Origin of the sequence: Priestia sp. FSL R5-0597 (assembly GCF_038006305.1) — a bacterium.
Lineage (GTDB): Bacteria > Bacillota > Bacilli > Bacillales > Bacillaceae_H > Priestia > Priestia zanthoxyli.
On the sequence record NZ_JBBOUZ010000001.1, the window covers coordinates 1,305,103 to 1,327,893 of the forward strand.

The 22,791-nt window shown below is 38.0% G+C and carries 23 protein-coding genes; 10 read left to right on the top strand and 13 right to left on the bottom strand.

Features of this window, described 5'->3' with window-relative positions; all coding sequences use genetic code 11:
• The first annotated feature begins 121 nt into the window (after positions 1-121).
• The 3 genes from ptsG to ptsP are packed head-to-tail and all read left to right on the top strand — an operon-like array spanning position 122 to position 4,182.
• On the top strand, positions 122-2,176 hold the full coding sequence (ptsG, locus tag MKX72_RS06610; RefSeq protein WP_028414132.1) for a glucose-specific PTS transporter subunit IIBC: 2,055 nt from the start codon (positions 122-124) through the stop codon (positions 2,174-2,176).
• An 18-nt stretch (positions 2,177-2,194) separates the two neighbouring features.
• Entirely contained in the window at positions 2,195-2,461 is a 267-nt protein-coding gene (locus MKX72_RS06615) for a phosphocarrier protein HPr (protein WP_013056011.1), read from the top strand.
• Positions 2,461-4,182 carry a phosphoenolpyruvate--protein phosphotransferase gene (gene ptsP, locus MKX72_RS06620; RefSeq protein WP_013082261.1) on the top strand — a complete coding sequence of 574 codons (1,722 nt, stop codon included), beginning with the start codon at positions 2,461-2,463 and terminating at the stop codon, positions 4,180-4,182. Before MKX72_RS06615 ends, ptsP begins: the two co-directional genes overlap by 1 nt.
• A gap of 41 nt (positions 4,183-4,223) precedes the next feature.
• Here ptsP and MKX72_RS06625 read toward each other — a convergent pair whose 3' ends face one another.
• The 3 genes from MKX72_RS06625 to MKX72_RS06635 form a co-directional block, all read right to left on the bottom strand.
• Positions 4,224-4,910, bottom strand: a complete 687-nt coding sequence (locus MKX72_RS06625; RefSeq protein ID WP_033578394.1) for an LrgB family protein — start codon at positions 4,908-4,910, stop codon at positions 4,224-4,226.
• Positions 4,907-5,275 carry a CidA/LrgA family protein gene (locus MKX72_RS06630; protein WP_155008281.1) on the bottom strand — a complete coding sequence of 123 codons (369 nt, stop codon included), beginning with the start codon at positions 5,273-5,275 and terminating at the stop codon, positions 4,907-4,909. The genes MKX72_RS06625 and MKX72_RS06630 overlap by 4 nt, the downstream gene beginning before the upstream one ends.
• Before the next feature lie 497 nt (positions 5,276-5,772).
• Positions 5,773-6,648, bottom strand: coding sequence for a LysR family transcriptional regulator (locus tag MKX72_RS06635; RefSeq protein WP_033578395.1), 876 nt, complete (start codon positions 6,646-6,648; stop codon positions 5,773-5,775).
• 241 nt (positions 6,649-6,889) lie between these two features.
• Between MKX72_RS06635 and MKX72_RS06640 the strand changes: the two genes are divergently transcribed.
• Positions 6,890-7,666, top strand: coding sequence for a hypothetical protein (locus MKX72_RS06640; RefSeq protein ID WP_047751395.1), 777 nt, complete (start codon positions 6,890-6,892; stop codon positions 7,664-7,666).
• A gap of 139 nt (positions 7,667-7,805) precedes the next feature.
• Here MKX72_RS06640 and MKX72_RS06645 read toward each other — a convergent pair whose 3' ends face one another.
• The gene (locus MKX72_RS06645; RefSeq protein WP_155008280.1) at positions 7,806-8,501 is read right to left on the bottom strand and encodes a GNAT family N-acetyltransferase; all 696 of its coding nucleotides are present in this window, start codon (positions 8,499-8,501) and stop codon (positions 7,806-7,808) included.
• Positions 8,502-8,641: 140 nt separating this feature from the next.
• On the opposite strand from MKX72_RS06645, the gene MKX72_RS06650 reads away from it, so the two are divergent.
• Positions 8,642-9,427 carry an SDR family oxidoreductase gene (locus MKX72_RS06650; RefSeq protein WP_028414127.1) on the top strand — a complete coding sequence of 262 codons (786 nt, stop codon included), beginning with the start codon at positions 8,642-8,644 and terminating at the stop codon, positions 9,425-9,427.
• A gap of 36 nt (positions 9,428-9,463) precedes the next feature.
• Here MKX72_RS06650 and MKX72_RS06655 read toward each other — a convergent pair whose 3' ends face one another.
• The 5 genes from MKX72_RS06655 to MKX72_RS06675 all read right to left on the bottom strand — a co-directional run bounded on the left by MKX72_RS06655 (position 9,464) and on the right by MKX72_RS06675 (position 12,820).
• On the bottom strand, positions 9,464-10,075 hold the full coding sequence (locus tag MKX72_RS06655) for a nitroreductase family protein (protein WP_014461024.1): 612 nt from the start codon (positions 10,073-10,075) through the stop codon (positions 9,464-9,466).
• A 152-nt stretch (positions 10,076-10,227) separates the two neighbouring features.
• A complete protein-coding gene (locus MKX72_RS06660) occupies positions 10,228-11,391 on the bottom strand; it encodes an aminotransferase A (RefSeq protein WP_033578399.1) in 1,164 nt (387 codons plus the stop codon).
• Positions 11,392-11,487: 96 nt separating this feature from the next.
• Complete coding sequence (locus MKX72_RS06665; RefSeq protein WP_013056021.1) at positions 11,488-11,709, bottom strand: IDEAL domain-containing protein; 222 nt, start codon at positions 11,707-11,709, stop codon at positions 11,488-11,490.
• 203 nt (positions 11,710-11,912) lie between these two features.
• On the bottom strand, positions 11,913-12,107 hold the full coding sequence (locus tag MKX72_RS06670; protein WP_013056022.1) for a hypothetical protein: 195 nt from the start codon (positions 12,105-12,107) through the stop codon (positions 11,913-11,915).
• A gap of 113 nt (positions 12,108-12,220) precedes the next feature.
• Positions 12,221-12,820: a TetR/AcrR family transcriptional regulator gene (locus tag MKX72_RS06675; RefSeq protein ID WP_013082269.1), complete on the bottom strand. Its 600-nt coding sequence runs from the start codon at positions 12,818-12,820 to the stop codon at positions 12,221-12,223.
• Between the two features lie 297 nt (positions 12,821-13,117).
• Here MKX72_RS06675 and MKX72_RS06680 point away from each other — a divergent pair, with 297 nt between their 5' ends.
• On the top strand, positions 13,118-14,023 hold the full coding sequence (locus MKX72_RS06680; RefSeq protein ID WP_155008279.1) for a chemotaxis protein: 906 nt from the start codon (positions 13,118-13,120) through the stop codon (positions 14,021-14,023).
• A 50-nt stretch (positions 14,024-14,073) separates the two neighbouring features.
• On the opposite strand, the gene MKX72_RS06685 is transcribed toward MKX72_RS06680, so the two are convergent.
• Positions 14,074-14,541 (bottom strand): YkyB family protein, encoded by a 468-nt coding sequence (locus MKX72_RS06685; RefSeq protein WP_013056025.1) that lies wholly within the window; start codon positions 14,539-14,541, stop codon positions 14,074-14,076.
• Between the two features lie 254 nt (positions 14,542-14,795).
• Positions 14,796-15,308 carry a L,D-transpeptidase family protein gene (locus tag MKX72_RS06690; protein ID WP_028414122.1) on the bottom strand — a complete coding sequence of 171 codons (513 nt, stop codon included), beginning with the start codon at positions 15,306-15,308 and terminating at the stop codon, positions 14,796-14,798.
• A gap of 102 nt (positions 15,309-15,410) precedes the next feature.
• Here MKX72_RS06690 and MKX72_RS06695 point away from each other — a divergent pair, with 102 nt between their 5' ends.
• Positions 15,411-16,937 carry a Ppx/GppA family phosphatase gene (locus MKX72_RS06695; protein WP_098627121.1) on the top strand — a complete coding sequence of 509 codons (1,527 nt, stop codon included), beginning with the start codon at positions 15,411-15,413 and terminating at the stop codon, positions 16,935-16,937.
• A gap of 73 nt (positions 16,938-17,010) precedes the next feature.
• Positions 17,011-19,134, top strand: a complete 2,124-nt coding sequence (locus MKX72_RS06700) for an RNA degradosome polyphosphate kinase (protein WP_033578403.1) — start codon at positions 17,011-17,013, stop codon at positions 19,132-19,134.
• 39 nt (positions 19,135-19,173) lie between these two features.
• Here MKX72_RS06700 and MKX72_RS06705 read toward each other — a convergent pair whose 3' ends face one another.
• The gene (locus MKX72_RS06705) at positions 19,174-19,512 is read right to left on the bottom strand and encodes a hypothetical protein (protein WP_014461015.1); all 339 of its coding nucleotides are present in this window, start codon (positions 19,510-19,512) and stop codon (positions 19,174-19,176) included.
• A gap of 146 nt (positions 19,513-19,658) precedes the next feature.
• A complete protein-coding gene (locus MKX72_RS06710) occupies positions 19,659-20,525 on the bottom strand; it encodes a metallophosphoesterase (RefSeq protein WP_013082275.1) in 867 nt (288 codons plus the stop codon).
• Positions 20,526-20,696: 171 nt separating this feature from the next.
• Between MKX72_RS06710 and fadH the strand changes: the two genes are divergently transcribed.
• Both fadH and MKX72_RS06720 read left to right on the top strand, forming a co-directional pair.
• Positions 20,697-21,461: a 2,4-dienoyl-CoA reductase gene (fadH, locus tag MKX72_RS06715; RefSeq protein ID WP_028414119.1), complete on the top strand. Its 765-nt coding sequence runs from the start codon at positions 20,697-20,699 to the stop codon at positions 21,459-21,461.
• A gap of 105 nt (positions 21,462-21,566) precedes the next feature.
• On the top strand, positions 21,567-22,778 hold the full coding sequence (locus tag MKX72_RS06720; RefSeq protein WP_013056032.1) for an EAL domain-containing protein: 1,212 nt from the start codon (positions 21,567-21,569) through the stop codon (positions 22,776-22,778).
• Positions 22,779-22,791: the final 13 nt, after the last annotated feature.

Sequence of the window (22,791 nt, forward strand, 5' to 3'; positions counted from 1 at the left end):
AACACCGGGAAATGTAATGAGTTTTCTAGTTAAAGAAAGCGTTTTATGAAAGCGCGTTAATGATTCACGTATCAAATAAATAGCTTGTTGCACACTAAATATATAAAAGGAGGTAAGCGCCATGTTTAAAAAACTTTTTGGAGTATTACAAAAAGTCGGAAAAGCGCTTATGCTACCGGTTGCGATTTTACCGGCAGCAGGGATTTTACTTGGAGTAGGGACAGCGCTTCAAAACCCTACATTGTTGGATGCAGTACCGGCACTTGGTGCAGACTGGGTTCAATTAGTTTCAAATGTTTTGTCGCAGGCGGGTCAAATCGTATTTGACAACTTATCGCTATTGTTTGCCGTTGGTGTTGCCGTTGGTTTAGCCGGTGGTGACGGTGTAGCAGGTATTGCTGCAATCGTAGGTTACTTAATTATGAACAAAACGATGAGCACAATCTTAGTGGCTACAGGACAACTAGATCCTGACAAAATGGGTGCTAATCCAGCTTACACTAGCATCTTAGGAATTCCTACGTTAGCTACGGGTGTATTCGGGGGTATCATAGTAGGTATTTTAGCTTCATCCATGTATAATCGTTATTTCAATATTGAATTACCATCTTACTTAGGGTTCTTTGCAGGAAAACGATTTGTACCAATTATTACTGGGGTATTTTCAATTCTTTTAGGTGTTATTATGATTTTCATTTGGCCGCCAATTCAAAGCGGATTAAATGCTTTCTCTACCAACATGATTGATGCAAACCCAACTTTATCAGCGTTTGTATTTGGATTAATTGAACGTTCATTAATTCCATTTGGACTTCATCACATCTTCTACTCTCCGTTCTGGTTTGAGTTTGGTGATTATGTCAATAAAGCAGGTCAACATATTCATGGTGACCAAAAGATTTTCTTTGCTCAATTAGCAGATGGCGTGCCTTTAACAGCAGGAACATTCCAAGTTGGTAAATTCCCGTTCATGATGTTCGGATTGCCAGCAGCCGCTCTTGCGATTTATCACGAAGCGCGTCCTGAAAACAAAAAATATGTAGCTGGTATCATGGGTTCAGCTGCTTTAACATCTTTCTTAACGGGTATTACAGAGCCGCTTGAGTTCTCGTTCTTATTCGTAGCACCAGTATTATTTGCGATTCACGCAGTATTTGCTGGTTTGTCGTTTATGGTTATGCAATTATTAAATGTTAAAATCGGTATGACATTCTCAGGTGGGGTTATCGATTACGTTCTATTTGGAGTTATGCAAAACCGCACAGCATGGTGGCTAGTTATTCCAGTAGGTTTAGTTCTAGCAGTTATCTACTACTTCGGTTTCCGCTTTGCAATCCGTAAATTTAACTTAAAAACACCGGGTCGTGAAGATAAAGAAGAAGGAGAAGAAGATGTAAAAGTAGAAGCAGCAGAGCTTCCGACAAATATTTTGGCTGCACTTGGCGGTAAAGAAAACATTACACATTTAGATGCTTGTATTACGCGTTTACGTGTTTCAGTAGATGATGTGGGTAACGTTGATAAAAACCGTTTGAAAAAACTTGGAGCAGCTGGTGTTCTTGAAGTTGGTAACAATATTCAAGCTATTTTCGGTCCGAAATCTGACACGTTAAAAGGTCAAATTCAAGACATTATGAATGGCAAAACACCGGTTGTCACAAAAGAAGAGACAAAAACAATTGAAAAACCTGTTGCAACATCTGAAGTAGGAAGCGATAATGGTAATGATATTGTTTCACCGATTGAGGGAGAATTGGTACCTTTATCGGAAGTACCAGATCAGGTATTTTCACAAAAATTAATGGGTGACGGTTTTGCGATTATTCCGAAAACAGGCACAGTAGTTGCACCAGTGGACGGAAAAATAGTAAACTTATTCCCGACGAAACATGCTTTAGGTATTGAATCAACGACTGGACGTGAAATTTTAATTCACGTTGGTATTGATACAGTTAATTTAAAAGGCGAAGGTTTTGAAGCTTTAGTTGCCCAAGGCGATGAAGTGAAAAAAGGACAGCCTCTATTGAAAATTGATTTAGACTTTGTAAAAGAAAATGCGCCATCGACGATTACGCCGATCATTTTCACGAATTTACAAGCTGATGAAAAAATTGATATCTTAAAGCAGGGCCAAGTTTCTCAACAAGAAGCAAATATTATTAACATTTCAAAGTAAAAAGGAGATTGATTTAACATGGCACAAAAAACATTTACAGTAACAGCAGACTCAGGAATTCACGCACGTCCAGCAACAACTTTAGTACAAGCAGCAAGCAAATTTGATTCTGACATCAACTTAGAATTCAACGGTAAAACTGTAAACTTAAAATCAATCATGGGCGTTATGTCTTTAGGTATTCAAAAAGGCGCTACAATCACTATCTCTGCAGAAGGTTCTGACGAAGCAGATGCACTTGCTGCTCTTGAAGATACAATGAGCAAAGAAGGATTAGGCGAATAATGACAAAGGAAATTCAAGGCATTGCCGCTTCTAGCGGCATTGCTATTGCTAAAGCATTTCGTCTAGAAAATCCAGAATTAACCGTTGAAAAAAAATCAGTAACTGAAGTTGAAGCAGAAGTAGCACGTCTAGAAGCTGCGCTAGAAAAATCAAAATCAGAACTTGAAATTATTAGAGAGCACGCTCGTAAAGAACTTGGAGATGACAAAGCAGAAATCTTTGAAGCTCACTTATTAGTTCTAAGCGATCCTGAACTTATTAATCCAATTAAAGATAAAATTACGAATGAAAATGTAAACGCTGAACATGCACTTGATGAAGTAGCGGCAATGTTTATTAATATGTTTGAGTCAATGGACAATGAATATATGAAAGAACGTGCTGCTGATATCCGTGACGTAACCAAACGTGTATTAGCTCATCTTTTAGGTGTAAACGTTTCAAATCCAAGCTTAATCTCAGAAGAAGTTGTCATTATCGCAGAAGATTTAACGCCGTCTGATACAGCACAGTTAAATCGTAAGTTCGTAAAAGGATTTACAACAGATATTGGCGGACGTACTTCTCACTCAGCAATTATGGCCCGTTCAATGGAGATCCCAGCTGTTGTAGGTACAAAAACAGTTATGGAAGACATTCAAAACGGCGTATTAGTAATTGTTGATGGTTTAGATGGCGAAGTTATCGTTGATCCAAGCGAAGAAACAGTAAAAGCTTACGAGAAAAAAGCCGCTGAGTATGCAGAACAAAAAGCTGAGTGGGCTAAGCTTGTAAATGAAAAAACGGTTTCAGCTGATGATCATCACGTTGAACTTGCAGCTAACATTGGTACACCAGAAGATGTAAAAGGCGTATTAGAAAACGGCGGCGAAGGCGTTGGCCTTTATCGTACAGAATTCTTATATATGGGCCGCGAAGATCTTCCGACGGAAGAAGAGCAGTTTACTTCTTATAAAACAGTTCTTGAACGTATGGAAGGCAAACCAGTGGTTGTTCGTACTCTTGACATCGGTGGAGACAAAGAGCTTCCTTATTTAAATCTACCAAAAGAAATGAACCCATTCTTAGGATTCCGTGCTATCCGCTTATGTCTAGAGATGCAAGACATGTTCCGTACACAGCTTCGTGCGCTTCTACGTGCAAGCGTATACGGTAATCTGAAAATTATGTTTCCTATGATTGCTACTGTTGATGAGTTCCGTCAAGCAAAAGCTATTCTTTTAGAAGAAAAAGCAAAACTTCAACAAGAAGGCGTACAAGTTTCGGAAGACATCGAAGTAGGGATGATGGTAGAGATTCCTTCTTCAGCGGTAATCGCAGATTTATTTGCTAAAGAAGTAGATTTCTTCTCTATCGGAACAAACGATTTAATTCAATATACGCTTGCTGCTGACCGCATGAATGAGCGCGTGTCTTATTTATACCAACCGTATAACCCAGCGATTCTTCGCTTAGTGAATATGGTAATCAAAGCGGCTCACAAAGAAGGTAAGTGGGTAGGCATGTGCGGAGAGATGGCAGGAGATGAGATTGCCATTCCAATTCTTTTAGGCTTAGGCTTAGATGAATTCTCAATGAGTGCAACGTCTATTCTGAAAGCTCGTTCTCAAATCCGTCAATTATCAAAAGCTGATATCGAACCTCATTTAGATACAATTCTATCAATGTCTTCTACGGAAGAAGTTATTGAGTTCGTAAAATCAACTTTTCATATTGGATAATAAAAAGGTGTGATCATATATGATCACACCTTTTTTATCTTTTAAGAGAAAATAGTAGGCAAAAGCATATTTGCAAACAGCATTGTAAGAAGTGCTGCTACGATCATGCCAAGGCTAGAAAAAGTGCCTTCAATTTTTCCAAATTCAAAAGCTCTTGCTGTACCTGTCCCATGGGAAGCTACTCCTAAAAGAAGACCTCTTGCTAGAGAAGAATGCAGTGCGAGGAGCTTAATCAGTTTTGGAGCGACCATACATCCTACTACACCGGTTATAATCACAAACATAATGGTAATATTCGGATCTCCTCCTAGCGTCTGAGACACATTAACGGCAATAGGAATCGTAACCGATCTTGGAATCAAGCTATGAACCAGCGTTGATTGTAAATGAAACACTAATGCTAACAGCATGGAAGAAATCATGGCAGCAAACGTTCCGAGCCCTACGCTTAAGCTGATTTCAACACGATGTTTTTTGAGTAAATCAAAGTATTTAAACATAGGAACAGCAAAAGCAACAGTTGCTGGTCCAAGCATAAAGCTAATAGCACTGGCACCTTGCTTATAATGATCATAAGAGCCATTCGTTACTAATAAGATGCCAATTAAAAGAATGGGGGCTAGTAAAATAGGGGAAACTAGCATAGACTTATATTTTTTATAGAGCACTTTTGTGCCGACATAAACGAGCAGTGTAAGCGGAAGAGCAATCCATGTGAGTAATGTCATTTTAGCGAACCTTCCTTTTTTCTTGAAATATGTTCTGCAATGATTCCCGTTACAGACATCACAATAATCGTACTGATTGTGATAATAATCACAATCTGGATTCCAAAATGCATCAATACATCTCCATAATTGATGAGTCCAACGACGGCTGGTATGAAAAATAATAATAGTTCTCCCACTAACAGTGTTCCACCTTGTTCAACCCAGCTTAATTTAATTACTTTAAAGTACAGTAAGAAAAACAGTAAGAAAAATCCGATGATACTACCTGGCACTGGGAGGTCAAACCACTGTGAAATACTTTCTCCTATTAAAAACAGAGCCGTTAGTAATAAAATCTGTAAAATCACCATAATCAGTTTCATGATTAGCCTCCTTTATTTATGTTTTTATTCATTCATTCCTAGTTTGTTGAGACAATAATGGAGTCGTCTATGCTGAAAAGACGACTCCATCATGGGAAAAGAGAAACTATTTGGATTTTGCAAATGGGGATACAACTTAAGTAAATGAATGCTACACACTTATCTTACAAAAAAACGACTATAATATGAAATATATAATAACTATGATAACTATTCTTTTTAGTTATAGTCGCAAGAAATCTCTTTACAAATGCGTTGGTAACCTTTTCAAAAAAGCGTTTGTGAAATATAAGGTGTAATTATTTAATAAAAGGCAATCAAAAAAAGAAATTGTGACATGCCTACATCCATTCAATCTAAAGACGAACCAATGGGATAAATGATTTAGTATGAATGACTTGTTACACCGCCATGAAAAAAATCCGAACGAGTTTGATTCTTGATGGAGAATCAGGCTCGTTCGGATTTTTAATTAAACTACTTTTGTCTTAGCTTTGTTAAACTGTACTTTTAATATAATCAATAAAAGCCTGCGTAGCATAAGAGATATATCGATCTTTTTTAACGATTAAAGCAATTTCCCATGGAATAGCATTCTCGAGATTAATTACTTTCATATGCTCCAAATCAAGCTTTTCACATAGTGAATAAGGGAAAAGAGCAATGCCGAGATTAGCAGCTACCAGCTCTCCAATGAAGTCCCACTGAGAGCTTTTAAAAGCAATATTAGGCGTAAATCCATTTTTTAAACATTCGTTATAGACCATTTCATGCATGGTGAAGTCTTCATGAAAGGAAATAAGCGTTTCGTCTTTTAACTCTTTTAATGAAATCGTAGAATGCTGAGCCAACGGATGAGATTTATGCACAACAAGCTGCAGTGTTTCTCGAGCTAAAGGAGTCGTAAAGAACATATTTTCATCAACTGGAAGTAAAACTACCCCCACGTCCACTTCTCCTTGTTCCACAAACTTTTGCATTCTTTTAGCGCCATATTCCACTAATTGAATATCAATCTCAGGGTATTGCTCTCGAAATGCTTTAATAATAGTAGGAAAAAACAATGTACCAATAATAGGGGGAATGCCTATTTTGATGGTTCCTCTTTTTAAATGCATTAAATCATAGAGGGAATCCGATAAATCTCGGAGAGAAGATAAAATGCTTTCAGCTTGCTCGTACACAATTATTCCTGCATCGGTAAGCTGCACTTGTTTGCCAGCGCGATCAAACAAAGGTGTGCCGAGCTCTTCTTCTAATGATTTAACCATTTTACTGAGAGAAGGTTGAGAAATATGCAGCGCTTCAGAAGCTCTTGTGAAATTTTTATGTTTAGCCACTTCTGTTAAGTAATGCAAATGGCGAACATCCATTTTGTATACCTCCGTGTTCATACATGCTAATTAATAAGATACACACATTCTACCACATTCACGATCAGCTCTATACCTTTCTGTCCTATCCAATAAAATGATCAGTAGAAGGGGGAGTGAATACAAAAGAAATTGCCAACAATATATATTTACACATTGTTTATTTTAGAAGTATAATATATAAATCAGTAGAACGGTTACATATCGATCACAGAATCAATCAATAAGGTGGTTAGAACGGTTGAGTAAAGCAGATGAAATAAGAGATATCGTTTATATTAATGGCCATGTAAATAAAAAATGCTTTATTACATATGGAATTGAATTTAAAGAGTTTTATCATTCCCTTCCTACGCCGCTTGCAAATATATTATTGTTAAAGCACGGTTTTGAAGACAGTGATTACCATTACCAAACCCATATGGACTACGTAGAAGAAGAACAAATTCATCTTTTAGCAGAGGATGATGTTTATGATTATGGCGATTTTTGTTGGATTGATTTTGAGGATATATCTTCGTTGGATTTGTTAGAACCTCAAGATATTGCAGCGCTGCTGTATTTAGGTCATTTAAAAAAACCGCTCAATTCGCCATTTAATAATAAACTCGGTAATCAATTTGTTTATTTAGCTCACGATGATGGATTTTATAACAAAATCTATTTTCGAGACGTGTATGATATGAAGCACATTTTAAGTCGAATCATTCCGTTAAAAATGTCAGCAATTAAGCAAAAAAGATTTGTATTTAGAAGGAAGAAGTTAGAATATCCGATTTTGCCGCTCGTGTTAGCAAATACGCTTCTTACTTTAACGAATGACGGTTTGTTTATTGATTTTGAACATATGGTTCAATCCCGTAAAGATATTAAAATTCCTTTGTATACAATCGGTGATTTTGACGATATGAATGAAATGTATAATGATCGGTTTGAGCACAAAGAGATGAGTAAATTGCAGGCGCATCTTGTTCTGACTCATAAAGAACTGGAGTGGAGCATTGAAGAAGTTCAATAATCTAAAAAGAAGTTGAGACATAACGTAATGAATCCAATCAACTGCTAGAAGGAACGAGACAGATAAAACTATATTCACCATCACAAAAAAACGAACCACTAATCAAACATGTTGATTAATGGTTCGTTTTTCACTTGGGCTAAAATGCTTTTGTCCCAGCCTCTTTTTGAATAGACGGATAAAATGGATTTTTCCATTCCATTAGTACGGCGTAGTTGTGTGAATCTTCATCTTCAATATAATTTGCTGCGAGGCAAATAGGCGTTCTGCCACAGCGCATCAAAAAGGTCATAACGGGGTCGTAGAGAGTTCCGGCTGATACAAGGTTCATATATTCAACGGGCGTGTACAAGGAAGACACTGGTGCGTATCCAGGGATGCGGCACCCGCCGAGCAGCCTTTCTAACTTGTAATGAATCACCACTTCATATAAAGACTGCAACAGCAGCTTCCCAAGCCCCATTGATCGATGCGAAGGAGTGACGCACACGTCCACTACATAAAGCGTATTACCAGAAGGGTCGTGCGTATGAATATATCCGCTTCCTGTTACTTCATCCCATGTGTGAGCCGCATTTCCTTCCACTGAAACAATCGCGCTTGTGATAGATCCGCATATTGTCCCGTCTATCTCCACACATAGCGCTCCATCCGGAAAAAGGGAAACATGGTTATTTAACTGATCTTTACTCCATAATAATTCAGAAGGGAAAGGAGGGGGAAAACTTTCTTCTTGAATCCGAATCAACTCATCAAAATCATTCGATGTATATGATCGTACCGTACATATTACAGGCTTATTTTGATGAAAGACAAAGCATTGCTTTTTATACACTGCTTTTTTGCCTCCTTTAAGAAATAATTTTCAGATAATTATACCATATGGAAAAAAGAAATTATTTCATATTTATTGAAGAATTTGACGAGAACGTGATAAAGTTAAAAAGATTCGAACTATTAGATGAGGTGAAAGAAATGGATGTTGAATTAAAAGGAAAAACAGCGCTTGTATTTGCAGCCAGCCAAGGGCTTGGCAAAGCGATTGCTGCTAGACTCGCAGAAGAAGGCGCAAACGTTATGATTGCAAGTCGTTCAGAAGAGAAACTAGCCCAAGTAGCAGAAGAGATTTCATACCTTGGAAGCGGACAAGTGTTACATAAAACGGCAGACGTTACAAAAACAGAGGACATTCAAGATGTTATTCAATATACAGTAGATACGTTTGGAACTATTGATATTTTAATTAATAATACAGGAGGTCCTAAAGCTGGGAATTTCCTTTCGTTAACAGATGATGATTGGAAGCAGGCATTTGAGTTAAATCTCCTCAGCTATATTCGTATTATTCGTGAGGTAGTGCCTTTTATGAAAAAGAGCGGAGGACGTATTGTCAATATTGCTTCTTCTTCCATTAAAGAGCCAATTGCTGGACTTATTCTGTCAAATACCTTCCGTACAGGAATCGTGGGACTTACGAAAACACTTGCTTCAGAACTAGCAGAGGACGGTATCTTAATTAACACGGTTGCGCCAGGAAGAATTGCAACAGACCGAGTGAAAGAGCTAGATACCATTCGTGCTGAAAAAATGGGAGTAGACGTTTTAGAAGTTGAAGAAGAGATGAGAAACCAAATTCCTCTTAAGCGCTACGGTCAGCCTGAAGAGTTTGCTAAAGCCGTTGCTTTCTTTGTTTCGGGAGCGAATTCATATATGACAGGCCAGTCGTTTCTAATCGACGGAGGCATGGTGAAATCCATTTAGTTACATAGAAAAACCCTGCAGCTGCAGGGTTTTTTGTTAAATCCAAGTTGTAACTTGATCTAATGGTAAACGATCGCTAGCATGTGCTTCTTTAGCTGCTTTTCCAACTGAAATAAGCATAACTGGAATGTATCGATCCTCAATTTTAAACTCTTCTACAAATTTTTGTGCGTTAAATCCGCCCATTGAACATGTGTCATATCCTTTTGCTTTTGCTGCAAGCATGAATGTCATAGATGCAAGCGAAGCATTTGTAAACGCGGCATCGCGGGCGAAAGCACCGTTTTTATAAGCGCCGTTAATTTGTCCTGACAAAATGTTTTTTACGTCTTCTGTCATGTGACCTGCTTCGACTAGTGGGTTGTAAACGTCATCTACATTTTTATTGGCTTCTAAATCACCTAACACAGCTACTACAGCGCCTGCTTCTGTAATTTGTTTTTGGTTGTAAGCAATTGGAAGTAGACGTTCTTTCGCATCTTGGTCTGTAATAACAACGAAATGCCAGTGCTGTAAGTTCCAAGCTGATGGTGACTTCACTGTTGCTTCTAAAAGTTCCGTTAATTCTTCTTTGCTTAATTTAGCTGAAGAGTCATATTCTCGAATCGATGTACGTTCATTTACCACATCAAAAAAATCTTTTGTCATAATAAAAACCTCCGTTAAAAGTATGTATTTCTTTAGTGAATCGATGCACATTTTATAATGATACACTATTGAAGTCAATTTATATGCTTCTAGTATACCCGCTCTTATGTGCTATCACTCACAAAAAAATGCATACACTTCTTACCATCGGTTTAACGTGATTGACGAGATGTAAGATAAGCTTCAATTCGATCACAGGCTTCACGCAGCGTGTTCATGGAATACGCATACGACAGGCGTACATATCCTTCACCGTGGGAAGAAAAAGCGCTGCCGGGTACTAGTGCAACACCCGCTTCTTTGACTAACTCCAGGGCAAAATCAAATGAATTACTGTGGAAGTTCTGGATAGAAGGGAAGATATAAAAAGCACCAGTCGGCTTTTCTACGTCAAATCCCATGTTTACTAGTCGGTCATACACATAATTCAGTCTTTGTTCGTATTCTTTTTTCATATCCACCGCATCGTTTTTACCTGCTGTCAGTGCCTCGAGTGCAGCTGCTTGAGAGACAGAAGAAGCACAGCTCACGTTGTATTGATGAACTTTTAAAATATGTTTGGCTAAATAAGAAGGAGCAAATAAAAGACCAATTCGCCAGCCCGTCATGGAGTGAGACTTTGATACTCCGTTAATAACAATTGTTTTCTCTCTCATAGATGAAATGGAGGCAATGGACTGATGTTTTTTATCAAAAACGAGCTCGCTGTATATTTCATCAGATAGTACAAAAATATTTTTATCGCTTAAAAGAGCGGAAATTTCTTCTAATTCTTGCTGTGACAACGTCACGCCTGTAGGATTAGACGGATAAGGTAAGATGACGCATCTTGTTTTAGAGGTCAAATGTTGTTCGATTAAATCCGCAGTTAGTCGAAATCCTGTTTCGGTTGTATCAATATGTACAGGTTTAGCCCCGTTTAACCGGATAAGCGGTTCGTATCCTGGATAAACAGGTCCAGGCAAGATAACTTCGGAATCTTCTTCTAAAATGGTGCGAAGAGCAATATCAATTGCTTGACTAGCTCCAATGGTCACAATTACTTCATCCGCTGGGTTATAGTGCAAGTCATATTTTTCTTTGACAAATTGAGCTGCTGCCTCGCGCAGTTCGATTGTTCCAGCATTGTGGGTATAAGAAGTTTGGTTACCATCAATTGCAGATTTTGCCGCTTCTTTTACATGCTGTGGTGTTAAGAAGTCAGGTTGTCCAATTGTGAGGGATAAAACATCTTGGTATTGTGAGACCATATTATAAAATGTACGTATTCCTGATAGTTCAATTTCTTTGACACGTTTATTGATTAAGTGCTCCATGGTTTCAAATCCTTCCGCGTATTTTCAACTCATTTTATCACAATGAAAATAGGTAAAAAACCACTATTTGCGCATTTTGCAAATAGTGGTTTTAAGTTAGGTGTTATATAGCTTATTATAAGCAGTTGTTAGTTCATAAAATTGTTCTTCATCTCTGTTATCTAACGCATCGTCGATAAGAGATTTCAAATGCTGTTTATTAAAGTTTGTACTCATAGTCGTTAAAATACGATCAGCTTCTTTTGCGTAATAGTGTTGGTAAGGTGTGTACTGAGATGAGTGAGGATAGTGATTCATATTTTTTCGATAAGAACTCATAACATAAACCTCCTTTTTTAAAATAAAACGCAGCTTCTATTACTTGAAATGTACCCTTTCTATATAGTTGTTAACCCTGTTTTTAACTGCGAATGTGCTAAGGTATGTGTTAGGAAATCAGAGGTTCCTTGCTTCACGTTCAATTCTAGATTCAAAAAAATAAGTGTATAAAAAGACCTGCATATATATGCAGGTCTTGTATATTAGTCAGTGTGTATTTGGCCTTCACGCCAATAAACGGGGGAAACGTAGCCAAAATCAACTTCATGATCGTCCAATGTGACAACGCAGTGATCAGAGCCTTCTTGTTCTTTAATATCTTGATATACAGCTTCTTCTACGTTTTCAATAATGGTCATTTCATTATCGTCATTAAAAAGAATGACGGAGCCTTTCATATTACGAACACCTTCTTTTAAGATTATTCATTCACTTTGTGTAGTATAAACCGTTTTGGCTGTAGAGTCCACAGCTATCTTCGATTTCTTGTTAAAAATTTGTGAACAGGCTTTTAGGAATGAATAAGAAACCCTCTAAATAGAAGAGTAACCGACTTGTCTATTCTTTCTTGAAGGGTAGCAGAGTCGGGTTGGTTAGTACACCAGTAGAGAAGGGTGCCAAAAAAATTAAGTATAGCAATAGAAGCCATTTCTTCGGCAGGGATATCGACTATAAGTTCACCTCGGTCTTGTCCTGTTTGAAAAACTTTTGTAAAATGAGCGCGCATTTTTTCAATTTGAAGAATTTCAGATTGTTGAAAGGAACTGTTGGTAATAGCAATATGAAACCAAGAACGGATTAGGTGAGGGTTCGCTTCTTCGTTTGATTGTGCTAGTAATAAAAACAGTTGTTTAACAATGGCAGCAGTTGATTCTTCGGTTTGAAGGAGCTGTTCTAATTTATAGGAGATACGGTTTGTGAAATTAATTCCAAGGTAGTGAAGAACTTCTTCTTTTGTTTTGAAGTAATTAAAAAATGTTCCCTTTGCTACACCCGCTTCGTGCGTAATTTGAGACACAGTCGTTTTTTGATATCCCTGCTGTTGGAATAAAGAGATAGCTGCTTTTTGAATGCGTTTTTTTGTTTCTTCTTTTTGTAATCCTCTGTTCATAAATTACACCTCATTTGAATAGGAGTGGTCGTTTGACTCAAGTTCATAAGCTAGTATAGAGAAGTAAAGTAGAGCAAGTAAAAAACTGAGCAGAGGATAAGGCGAAAGGGATCAACGCTCATGTTTTTATATAGTATATAATATTCTGTTAATTCGTAAAACAATATTTTATGTATATGTTTTAGGGAAAAAGGATAATAAAATAAGAAAATTTTTCTTTACGGATATAAGAGGCGGTCACTATAATAGGAAATATGGACTATTAGATAAGCGGGTGAGATGAGAGGAGTAAGTGATATGAATCAAGATAAAGGAATACTGTTAGAAAGTGGTACAAACGAACTGGAAATTGTCGAATTTGAGATAGGAAATGTTTTATTTGGCATCAATGTAGTAAAAGTTAGAGAGATTATTAATCCTGTATCTATTACACCTGTTCCAAATGTGCATTCTTACATAGAAGGTATTATAGAGCTAAGAGGAGAAGTTCTTCCTGTCGTTGACATGGCAAAAGCGTTAAAAATGGAACCTTCAAATACCCCGGAAAAAGATAAGTTAATCGTCACAGAGTTCAATCAGCAAAAAATAGTCTTTCACACACACGCAGTAACGCAAATTCACCGTATTTCTTGGAAAGAAATTGAGAAGCCTTCAGATTTGTATCAAGGTTTGGAAACGCAGATTACTGGAGTGGTAAAATTAAACGGGCAAATGCTTCTGCTGTTAGACTTCGAAAAGTTGATTTCTGATGTGAACCCTGATACGGGTATTAATCAGTCGAAAATAAAAAAGCTAGGGGCTAGAGAACGTTCTAATAAAAAGATTGTCGTGGCTGAAGACTCGCCGCTGCTGCGCCGAATGATTGAAGATACTCTTGCACAAGCAGGTTATGAGAACACGGAATTTTTCGAGAACGGTGAGGAAGCATGGAACTATCTAAGCTCAGTGATCGATGAAGGAGTGGAAATCAGTGATCAAGTCCAGCTGCTTATTACAGATATAGAAATGCCGCAAATGGATGGCCATCATTTAACTAAAAAAGTGAAAGAAAATCCTCAGCTTTCTATCCTTCCAGTTATTATTTTCTCTTCTCTTATCACAGAAGATTTACGTCACAAGGGAAAAATGGTAGGAGCGGAAGGACAAGTAAGTAAGCCGGAAATCGGAGAGCTTGTTGAGTTGATTGATCTCTATATTTTGTAGGAAGACAAAAAAGTGCCTGAAAGCAGATTGCTCCACTTCAGGCACTTTTTTTAAAAATAACTTTTACCCAGCGGTTTAAACACAGGTGCTTGCCGTTTTCTTGGAGTCGAAACAGGGCTTTTAGCCGGCTGTACGAGATGACCCGTATATTTAGATAATAAGCGCTTCGCATAAGATAATGACATAGTCGTTTTGGGATTTCGATACTGATGGTTTAAATGGCCGAGGTGTGATAACTCTTTGAAGTCTTCTTTCTTTGGAGGCATATGGAAAAAGTAGTCTCCAACTGATACAAGTACATCTGATTTTTGCTGACTTTTACCAGGGTTTGGCGAAAAGTGAAGTCCTTCTTTTTTTGCTTTTCCTTCTAAAATTAGTTGATCTAATGCAATTTTCTTTAACGTATATAACTGCTTAGGATCAGGAGCAGCTTTTGCGTGACGATTTACAGTGAAAATAGCTTGTGCAATCTCAGATACAGACGGGGTCAAAGAGCCTTGTCCATTTGCTTGAGACATACGTTCACTCCCTTTCTATCATATCAGCTGTTCAACCTATAAGGTGAAAGCTGATACGTTCATTATAGCGTGTCTTGTCCCATTTGAAAATAATTACACGAAGAAGTATTTTGGTAATTAATGAAATTTCCTATGTATAGGGTTTGTTTTGTTACGCTTCCTTATACAAGTAAAGTGGAACAGCACGCCATACTTTCTATTTTTAAAAAATGCTGCTCGCACAGTTAAACAATCATTGATTAGTAAATCCCGAACTATTGAGCCATTCGTCGAGAGGGTCGAATATAAACACCAGTACCATTTGGCACAATTTGAGCTAGCTCATTTACTTGGGCATTATACATACGAATGCATCCTTTGGATACGGCTTTTCCAATAGAACTTGGATCATTTGTTCCGTGAATGCCATATGACTTTTTAGACAAGCTTAGCCACATTGTACCAAAAGGCCCCCCGGGGTTTGGTTCCCGGTTAACGATAACAAAGTCTCCAGTAGGCGTTGCGCTCAGCATTTTTCCTGCTGCAATGGGATAGACTTTTTGTATGATATTATTTCTTCGTAATTCAAGCTGTTTTTCAGCAATAAACACGTGGATCGTGTAAGGAATGAGCTCTTTATCGGGGAGGTTTGGAATGATGATTACTTGCCCAGGCTTCAGCGCATGATGGCTTACAAAAGGATTAGCCATCCACAGGTCTTCAACCGGAATCCGGTAGTCACCTGAAACGCTTTGCCAGGTTTCACCGCGCTTTACTATATATCTCATTAACTTCGCTCCTTTGATATATGACTATGCTGTAACAGTATACGATTGAAAAAAGTAAAAGTGACTTTTTAAAGTTATTTTGAAAAAGGTGTTGAAATTACATTGACTTATAAGCATGGACTGATTGATATAGGTTCAAATACAATACGCCTTGTTATTTATGAATACAAAAAAGGCAGAGGGTTTAAGCAAATTGAAAACGTGAAAGTAGCTGCACGGATTCGAAATTATTTAGATAAAGAAGGAGTGTTAACGGCTAAAGGAATACATACCTTGCTTGATACGCTTAAAACGTTTGGAGTTATTACCAAGCATTATCAGCTGCTGCGCGTTACCTGTGTGGCCACAGCTACCATCCGTCAAGCGACTAATGCAAAAGAAGTTCTAGCCCTTGTAAAAAAAGAAACGGGCTTTTCTATTCAACTATTGTCTGAATATGAAGAAGCGTATTACGGCTTTGTTGCAGTTATTCATTCCACTTCGATAGAAGAAGCCATTACAATTGACATTGGCGGGGGAAGTACGGAAGTTACGTATTTTCGCAATCGAGAGTTAGTGCAGTACCACAGCTTTCCATTCGGTGCCTTATCTCTACGTCTGCAGTTCGTCAAAGGCAATATTCCCACTGCAGAAGAAAAAGCGAAAATCCGGGATTTCGTGATCCGGCATTTCCATGCTGTCCCTTGGCTTTTAAATCGTCATGTGCCGATTGTAGCAATTGGAGGAAGTGCAAGAAGTATGGTGCAACTGCATCAAGGTTTTATCCACTATCCTCTCGCGGGGCTGCATCAATATGAAATGAATTTAGCTGATATATTGCATGTGAAATCTGCTATAGGCTCATTGTCTTATCACAATCTTCAAAAGCTAGACCGTTTGTCAAACGATCGTGCGGATACAATTTTGCCAGCGATTGAAGTATTTCAATCAGTATATGAAACAGTGAACGCGACTCGCTTCATCCTAAGCCGCAAAGGCTTGAGAGAAGGGGTGTTATTTAAAGAAGCATCTGATGCTAATATCCAGCCAATGTACCCCGATGTCATACAGCAAAGTTTTCAAGAAATAATGGAAGAGTTTGAAGTAAGTAAAGATTACGTCAAACAGCTTACGCGCACAGCTAGTATGATGTTTCAGCATCTTAGGGAGCAGGGACCGGTTGAGTTAAAAGAGGATGACTTAGCGCTTCTTATAAAAGCTGCGCAAGTGTATGATATAGGAAAGTATATTGATGCAGAATCAAGCAGCCAGCATACGTTTTATGTGCTTGCTAATCGTACAATAGATGGAATTTCACATAGAGAACGTTTAAAGCTGGCACTTGTTTCTTCATATAAAGGGAAGTCTTCTTTTAGGCAATATGTTGCTCCTTTTAAAAAGTGGTTAACAAAAGACGAACAAAAAAAAGTTCAGCTGCTCGGTGCACTTTTAAAAATAGCTGATGGCTTACATGCAACAAAGCGAAATGTTGTTCAACATATTGATGTGAAAAGCGATGAAAACACAGTGACGATTAAACTATTATGTACAAAAACCTTTCTTCCTGAACAATATCAGGCTGAAAAACAGAAAAAGCATCTAGAAAAAGTAGTAAAAAAAAATATTGTTCTTGAATTTACTAAGCTTTAGAATAACGCTGGGTCGGTTAGAATATTCAGTATAGCTAACTAGATTAAATTCATTATCCTGGAAGGTGAGGCTAATGTTAGAAAGTAATCGCACTTATAAGCAAACCATACAAGTGGCTGATTCAGCTTATTACAATAATCGTGAATTGAGCTGGCTGGCCTTTAACAAGCGGGTGCTGGAAGAAGCTGTAGATACGAAAAACCCTTTGCTTGAGCGATTTAAATTTCTAGGGATTTTCAGTTCGAATCTGGATGAGTTTTTTATGATTCGGGTAGCGGGGTTAAAAGATCAGGTGAAGGCTGGATTTAACAAACCCGAAAACAAAGCAGGCTTAACTCCTACACAGCAGCTATTCTCTATCTCCAAACAAAACCACGAGCTTGTCAAGCAGCGGTATGATACGTATATTCACACACTTCTTCCCGAATTACAGAAATACGGTGTGGAAATCATTTCGGTTGAAAAGCTGGAGAAATCAAATCTAGATAAGCTTGAACAGTATTTTGACGAGCAAATCTTTCCCGTATTAACTCCTATGGCTATTGATACATACCGGCCGTTTCCTATGTTGATGAATAAAAGCTTGAACTTAGCAGTTGTCCTTTCAGAAAAGTTAAATGATGAGCAGCAAATTGCCGAGATAAAAGGAAGACTAGCCATCGTTCAAGTACCTTCGATGCTAACGCGCTATATTGAAATAGCTACGTCAGATTCTACCCGTCTATTTGTATTGCTAGAGGATGTGATTGCCTATTTTATTAAAAAGTTGTTTAAGGGATACTGCGTTTCTTCCGTTTCCCAATTTCGAATTACCCGCAACGCAGATATGACTATTCACGAAGAAGACGCTCAAGATTTATTAAAAGAGATTGAAGAAGAGTTGCAGAAGCGAAAATGGGGAGCGGCTGTTCGGCTTGAGATTAAGAGTCCATACGATCAGGGTGTACTAGCGTATTTAAAGTCAGTCCTTGAAATTGACGATGAAGATGTGTATGAGATCAAAGAACAGTTGGATTTAACCAGTTTATTTTCGTTTTATAGATTACTTAAATCTACGCATGAAGAGCTCGCTGAAAAAGCCTTTATTCCTAAGGTTTCAACACAGTTACACCCGGATCAAAATGTTTTCGATCAAATGATTCAAAGAGACATTTTGCTTCACCATCCTTATGAATCGTTTAAGCCGGTGCTTGACTTTGTTAACTGTGCAGCAGACGATGAAAATGTGCTTGCTATTAAGCAAACGTTATATAGGGTAAGCGGAGATTCTCCCGTTATTAAAGCATTAAAACGAGCGGCTGCAAAAGGTAAACAAGTGACGGTACTAGTTGAACTAAAAGCAAGGTTTGATGAAGAGAATAATGTGCAATGGGCTAAAGAGCTAGAGCGGGCAGGATGCCACGTGATATATGGAATGACGCATTTAAAAACGCATGGTAAAATTACGCTCGTGGTGAGAAGAGAAGGAGAGCATATTAAGCGATTTGTTCATCTTGGTACTGGGAATTACAACGATGCGACGGCAAAGATCTATACGGATATAAGTCTTTTTACTGTCAACCAAAACATCGGGATAGATGCGGCCAATTTTTTTAATTACTTAAGTGGCTATACGCAAAAACCAGTATATCATCATTTATCCGTTGCACCATTTGATATAAGAAACGATTTTTTGCATCTCATTGATCAGGAAATACAGTATCACAGACGGTATGGCAATGGAAGAATCATTGGGAAAATGAACTCATTGACGGATAAAATTTTAATTATGAAGCTATATGAAGCTTCTATAGCGGGTGTGACAATCGAACTCATTGTTAGAGGAGCGTGCTGCTTGCGCCCTCAAATTCAAGGCGTTAGCGAGAATATCAGAGTAAGAAGCATTGTCGGACGATTTTTAGAGCATAGCCGAATCTATTATTTTCATCATAATAAACAGGAAAAGTTTTTCTTTTCATCTGCAGATATGATGACAAGAAATATGGTGAAACGAGTAGAAATTTTATTTCCTGTCTTGGATACACATTTGAAAAAAAAAGTGTGGAAGTGGCTTGAAGTTATGCTTGCTGATAATGTAAAAGCACGAGAACAAGATCAAGAAGGGAATTATCATTACGTCATAAAAAAAGAAAATGAGCTCTCTATCAATAGTCAAGAGATCTTTTGTCAATATGCTCTTTGCGACGATCAAGAATAACATAAAAAAAGCCGAGTGCTCGGCTTTTTAGTCATGTTATTATCTAGGAATGGGACCACCAGGACCGTATCCAGGTCCGTAGTATGTGTTATAAACAGGAGCACCGCCTCCATAACCGGCACCAGGGTAGCCTCCTCCAGAAAATCCAACGCCTCCAAAGCCGGCACCAGGGTAGCCTCCTCCAGGAAATCCACCGCCGTAAAACGGAACGGGATAAGGATAAGGTGGTGGACAGCACCCAGGTCTGCCTCCAAAGCCGCCAACAGCTAGTCCGCCAAGCAGCCCACCAGCTAAGCCAGCAACAAAAGGAAATCCAAAAAAGCGCTCGTCACCATTTGGAATATTACGATATCCTGTATAGGGATATTGATAGTACATAATTTAACCTCCTTGTCAGTTGTCTTTGTAGTGTATGGCTGAACGGAAGTTTTTGAGCCTGGTTTATTTCTTTAAGACTAGAATTAGGCGGTCATGATCAGCTAAAAAAAGACAAAAAAACATAAAAACGCCCTGTAAGGGCGTTTTTATGTTGATTGCAAGGTGAAAAGCGTAATTTCAGGCGTAGCTAAAAAGCGAAAAGGAATGCGCGTGGTTCCTAAGCCTCTATTCACATAAAGCTTCATTTTAGAATCTCCAACTTCGTACATTCCTTCAGGGTAAACCGTCCCAAAGGGCGGTGTAATCAAAGGACCGTAAAAAGGAATTTGAATTTGGCCTCCATGACTGTGGCCGGAGAGCTGAAGATCCACTGGAAAAGGAGCTGCTTTGACAGCAACGTCAGGTTCATGAATCATAGCAATAGAAAAGATATCCGGCTGTAATTGTCCTAGCGTTCCCTCATATTGTGGATTCCCAAGCATAATATCATCGAGTCCACAAATATGAATGTAGCTTTTATCGGGCATGGAAACCGTGTCAACTTCATTTACTAGAAGTCTAAATCCTGCGTCTTCAATGGCTTGTTTGTAGATATTTGTTCCATACCCTCCATGATCATGGTTTCCATATATTGCGTATTTTCCAAGAGGAGCCTGAAGCCTCTGTAAAATCGGGGGAATTCTTTCTGGATGCGGGTATTCATTAGGTACATCCATTAAATCTCCAGTAAATAATATAATAGTAGGCTTCAAATTATTTATGGTTACCATAAGCTGTTCTAGTTGTAATAAATCATAAGAGAGTCCAAGGTGAATATCACTAAATTGTAAAATTTTTATTCCGTTAAAGCTTTTCGGAATGTTTTTAGAAGTAATTGTATGACGAACAATTTGCAGACGTCTAGGCTCAATATATTTGGCATATGTATACCCAAAAGACGTGGTGAGCAAAGACCCTAACGAAATAGACGCTAGTCCTTTCAAAAAAGATCGTCTTGTATACGTCTTTTTCATGCAAAATCAACCTATTCCTTATAGTTTTCAAGTTTTCATTATAGCATTGTTTTTTTTATCATCACAACGAGAAGTCTGCTTTTAAGTTAAATAGATAAAAGTTTCACTTTATTCAGAAAAAATAGTAAAATAATAGTTGTAAAACACTTATGTTTTGGGGAGGAAGATAAATTGAAGAACAAGGTCGTAATTGTTACTGGCGGTTCAAGCGGAATGGGAAAACATATGGCGAAGCGATTTGCAGAACAAGGTGCTCATGTGGTAATCACAGGTAGGTCAGCCGATCGATTACAAGAGACAGAAAAGGAAATTAAAACGTTTGATGGACAGGTACTTTCCGTGGTAATGGATGTACGCAATCCAGAAGATGTGGAACGAATGGTTCAAGAAACAGACAAGGCATTTGGACAAATTGATTTTTTAGTTAATAATGCTGCAGGAAATTTTATATGTGCAGCTGAAGACTTATCCGTTAACGGATGGAACAGCGTAATTAATATTGTATTAAATGGTACATTTTATTGCAGTTCCGCAGTAGGGAAATATTGGATCGATAAAGGTACAAAAGGAGCCATTACAAACATTGTGGCTACATATGCGTGGAACGCAGGAGCAGGTGTTATTCATTCAGCTTGTGCCAAGTCAGGAGTTTTAACCATGACGCGCACGCTCGCAGTAGAGTGGGGAAAGAAATACGGTATACGGGTGAATGCGATTGCGCCGGGGCCGATCGAGCGAACAGGAGGAGCCGATAAGTTATTTGAGTCAGAAAAAATGAAAGCGCGTACATTGAATTCTGTACCATTAGGACGCCTTGGAACTCCTGAGGAAATAGCAGGATTAGCTAGTTTCTTATTCTCCGATGAAGCATCTTATATCAATGGGGAATGCATCACAATGGACGGGGGACAGTGGCTAAATCAGCATCCTTTTTAAGGTTGGATACGCACTAAAAAGTACAAAGCAAACCTAGAAGGACTAGCAAAATTATGCTATTCGTATTATACTAACGTAAAGTGAACAAGGAGAGGGGAGAGTTGAGTGGACCCGTTAGATGTATTAACAAACATAGAGAAAACTCTTCCGTATTATCAAGCAATTTTTAGTGCAGATGGACATAGAGTAATTGGCTATGAAGTGTTGGCGAGGTTTCAAAATGAAGGGGAAATTGAAAGTCTCGGCCCATTCTTTCATGATGATGCGATTCCGGATGAATATCGCATAGAAGTTGATTATGCTGTTTTAACACAAGCGCTCGAGCATATGTTGACCCAGGAAGAACAATTTTTAATTTTTATTAATCAGAACCCTAATTTATTAATGAACGATCATGGAGAATCCTTGCTAGAATTATTGCAACTTTTCGAAAATAAAGGATTATCGCTTGATCGAATTGTTCTCGAAATTACAGAACACAATTTTAGTGGAGATTTGGAATCGCTTCAACACTTACTAAAGTATTATCAAACATATGGTATTAAGATTGCAATTGATAATATAGGAAAAGAAAGTAGTAATCTAGACAGAATTGGGTTGCTGTCACCAGATATCTTAAAAGTAGATTTACATATTCTAAGACAAACGGACATGGCGCAGTCGTATCAAGACGTATTGTATTCTTTATCTCTTTTAGCAAGAAAAATGGGTGCTACGCTTCTATATGAAGATATAGAAGCCTCCTATCAGCTGCAGTATGCATGGAGAAACGGAGGCAGATATTTTCAAGGTTATTATTTACATAAGCCGGCTGCTGAACTTGTCGATCCGAACATCTTAAAGGATAAACTAAAGGAACGTTTCGAAATGTATATCGCTCATGAAAAGAAAAAGCTGCTTGCTGTTTACCAGCTGACGGAACGCTTTCAAGATAAAATGCAGCAGGTAATGACAAAGTGCAGAAAGCTAGAAACGTATGACGATATGCTGCCTGTTATTGCAGAAGAACTATCCAACGTGTGTTTTCGCCTTTACATCTGCGATGAAAATGGATTTCAAAAGTCTTCTAACTATGTAAAGAAAAACGAGGATTGGATTCTTGAGCCTGAATATGTAAAGAAAAATTGGAGCTGGCGCCCATATTTTCTTGAGAATATTATTCGAATGAGCTATGAAAAAAAAGGCATATTATCAGATTTGTATAATGATATTGAAACAGGTGAGAATATCCGGACTTTTTCGTATCCGATTGATAATATGCACTATATATTCCTTGATATTTCATATTCTTTTTTATATGAAAGAGACGTTTTGTAGAGAATATATAAGT